A 2,787-nucleotide genomic window follows, 5' to 3' on the forward strand; every position below is an offset into this window, starting at 1 on the left:
CTCTATGCAAGGCCTATCTGCTGCCCGAACCGGATGCCCCCACGGTGCCACAGCTGATCAAGCCGCTTGAGCACTGCAACCTCATGCTGATCAATGGCGGCGGCCTGCGACTGAGTGGACAAGAGTGGAATGTCCACCATCGACACATAAGACAAAGCTGGTGGTGCGTGCCAGGGCCAGCGCTGGGGCGCGCGCACGATGCACAACCCTAGTCACCCAACCATGCTGCGCACGCCTGGACGATATGGCTTTCCCAATGAGCGCATCCTGCCTGGCAGCGCCAGCGACTACATCACAGAAGCAGTCCACCCCGGATGGGTGCTTGTTGTCACCCTTGATGACGGGCTTGTGTACTTCGGGCCGGGCCCGGCAAGTGTGGTGAGGTCCCCCGCCCCGTTCTAACGCCTCGGTTCTCAAATCAGTCGCGCAACGAATCGGTAACAATCGCGCCATGACAGAAGAATCACCGATCCACACAGTCCACAAGCGCGTTTGCCACACATTCCTCCGGCACTGGAAGGCCCACAACAACGCCTATCCCAAGCTGATCAAGATGACGCCCGAAGAGCTTCGGCAGTTCAACATCGTCAACGCCTTCGCCAAGCCCAATGAAATGTGGGGCGTCCCAATAGAAATCGACCCCAACACCACGGGCGTGATGATTGCGGTCGATGGGACGGAAATGCCCTTGGTTGAGGGCTACTGAAGGAAGCCTAGAGCTAAGGCCAACAACTCACACAGCAGACGATGCCTTCTGCTCAGAGTCGCGAAACCTAAATACGCACTTGGGTCTTGGTGGCAACAGTTCCAGTAGACCTCAGATGGAGCACCTCCAGGCCTTCCAAGATCCTCGAGGCGGCTCTCAAGTGATCGACAGCCGACTGCCACTCTGCTGGAACGTTCAAAATTTCCGAAGCTGGCGTATGGGGTGTAATCGACGGCTTCTCACCAGCAAGACATGCGCACCGTGAAGCCACGCCAACAAGGCAATCGGCCAATCCTTCTGGTGCAGACTCCATATTCTTGCGCATCACATCCGAGAACGCCTCTCCAAACAGCAAAGAGGATGCATAGAGACGAATTGCTGCTCGGTCATAACGTGCGGCCGTCTCGACGACTGAACGCTTGGCGAGTCGACCTCGGAGGGACCAACGAGCCTCATACCTCGCGGAGTCGATGCCCGCACTGAGTGCAATGAGACTGGCATGCGCTGCAGAGAAGCGATTTAACGCAGATATCGCTTTGTGGGTGTTTTGATGCTTCAAAGCCTCAACGCAATCCTCAAATGAGCGGCTCAGGCCTCGAAACAAGTCACTGGCGGCCACATCAATTTGTCTCACGGGATTGGGCGTCAACAGCACCTGGCTAAAAAAGAGGCCAACTGTCACACCGACGACCACATCTTCCAACCTGACCAGACCAGCACTATGTGGCCCAAGAGCAAGAACGAGAACAGCTGAGCATCCGGCCTGAATCGCTACAACAGCTGCTTGGCCAAAGGCCGCAGCAATAAGGATCGAGAAGAACGTGGCTACAGTCAAACGCAGCAGTGACAAGCCATCTGGGACCAGCAAGCCTTCAGGAAGCAAGAAAAATGCGGCTTCGCCAATAACGATACCTGTAGCCACACCGAGCATCAGCCCCACTGCTTGCTTGCCATGGCTGGGCAAGCCAGGAGACAAACAAACAATGGCTGTTACTGCTGCGAACACAGGGTGCGGGTGACCGAATAACCAAATCGCCAGCACCCACGCGATTCCTGCTGCGATCGAGGAAACCGCCGCATCTCGCCAAGCTTGAGCAAAGCGATTATTTAAAGTTGACCGAGCAATTCTGAACACGAGAGCGCCTTATTTGCGAAACGCAAAGATACCAATTGGCTATTAGTGTAGCGACACCGATACCTATTTTTGAGAACCAACGAAGACACATTGAAATCGACCCCAACACCACGGGAGTGGTGATTGCGGTCGATGGGACGGAAATGCCTTTGGTCGAAGGCTATTGAGGAAGCAGCAAGCTTATGAGGGCAGATTCAGACTTTTAGCCCAAGCCTCTGCGGTCCTTGTAGCTGACTGCGACAGGCCATCCTGGGCGGCCTGGAGACTCTGACCGCCACCAGCAGGGCAATTGGTGCAGCCGGCATTCGGGCCGCAGGTGCAGGTCGCTGTAGGCGTCTGAGAGCCGCGGCCCTGAATTGAGTTGACCACATCCCGGATAAATGTCCCCAGTTCATCCGCGCTCTTGGTGTTCACCAAATGAGGCGCCAGCGCATGCACAAGGGAATACTCCAGGTCGTTGCGGTGATCGCGCTGCACACCGACTACGCTTTGCCCCAGTGCGCCGCCCGTCTTGGGCTCCATCCATTTGTTCAGCTTTCGCTCCAGCCCATGGAGATAGCCTGCGATGGCCGACACGCCAAAAAAGGTGACGCTGACAATCAGGCCGGCCATGTCCACCACCTTGGGCGAGTCCCCTGTAAGGCGGTGCAGGAAGAAGAAGCCAAGCGCGCCAAACAGCACTACGGCGATCAGAAAGAAGTGTTGATGGATTCGTTTCAACATGAATGCTCCTGAAATCCGGCAGCCGGCCGGTGCGGGCCGGAAGGCTTAGAAAGCAGAGATGCGCTCGCCCAGAATCACAGACAGCTCGCGCATCACATCGAGCTGGCGGCGCATGCGGGACTGCTCTGCGCTCTCCAGTTGGCGAAACTGTTGATTTCCACCCAGAAGTGACCCACTAGCCCCCGGTTTTTCCATCTCAATCTGACCCACGCATTAACCCTAG

At 56.5% G+C, this 2,787-nt stretch carries 4 protein-coding genes and 1 pseudogene; 2 read left to right on the forward strand and 3 right to left on the reverse strand.

All coding sequences use genetic code 11. The annotated features are described in order from the left end of the window. Positions 1 to 212, forward strand: a pseudogene (locus ACWGXF_RS24260) (hypothetical protein); the annotation flags it as partial. Positions 213 to 451: 239 nt separating this feature from the next. Then, entirely contained in the window at positions 452 to 706 is a 255-nt protein-coding gene (locus ACWGXF_RS24265; protein WP_177340768.1) for a hypothetical protein, read from the forward strand. A 67-nt stretch (positions 707 to 773) separates the two neighbouring features. On the opposite strand, the gene ACWGXF_RS24270 is transcribed toward ACWGXF_RS24265, so the two are convergent. From ACWGXF_RS24270 to ACWGXF_RS24280, 3 genes are all read right to left on the reverse strand, one after another. After that, positions 774 to 1,841 (reverse strand): FUSC family protein, encoded by a 1,068-nt coding sequence (locus ACWGXF_RS24270; protein ID WP_452102593.1) that lies wholly within the window; start codon positions 1,839 to 1,841, stop codon positions 774 to 776. Positions 1,842 to 2,021: 180 nt separating this feature from the next. Next, positions 2,022 to 2,564 carry a hypothetical protein gene (locus ACWGXF_RS24275; RefSeq protein ID WP_452102594.1) on the reverse strand — a complete coding sequence of 181 codons (543 nt, stop codon included), beginning with the start codon at positions 2,562 to 2,564 and terminating at the stop codon, positions 2,022 to 2,024. A 45-nt stretch (positions 2,565 to 2,609) separates the two neighbouring features. After that, entirely contained in the window at positions 2,610 to 2,774 is a 165-nt protein-coding gene (locus tag ACWGXF_RS24280; protein WP_452102595.1) for a crAss001_48 related protein, read from the reverse strand. Positions 2,775 to 2,787: the final 13 nt, after the last annotated feature.

The organism is Comamonas sp. HJ-2 (assembly GCF_053615495.1).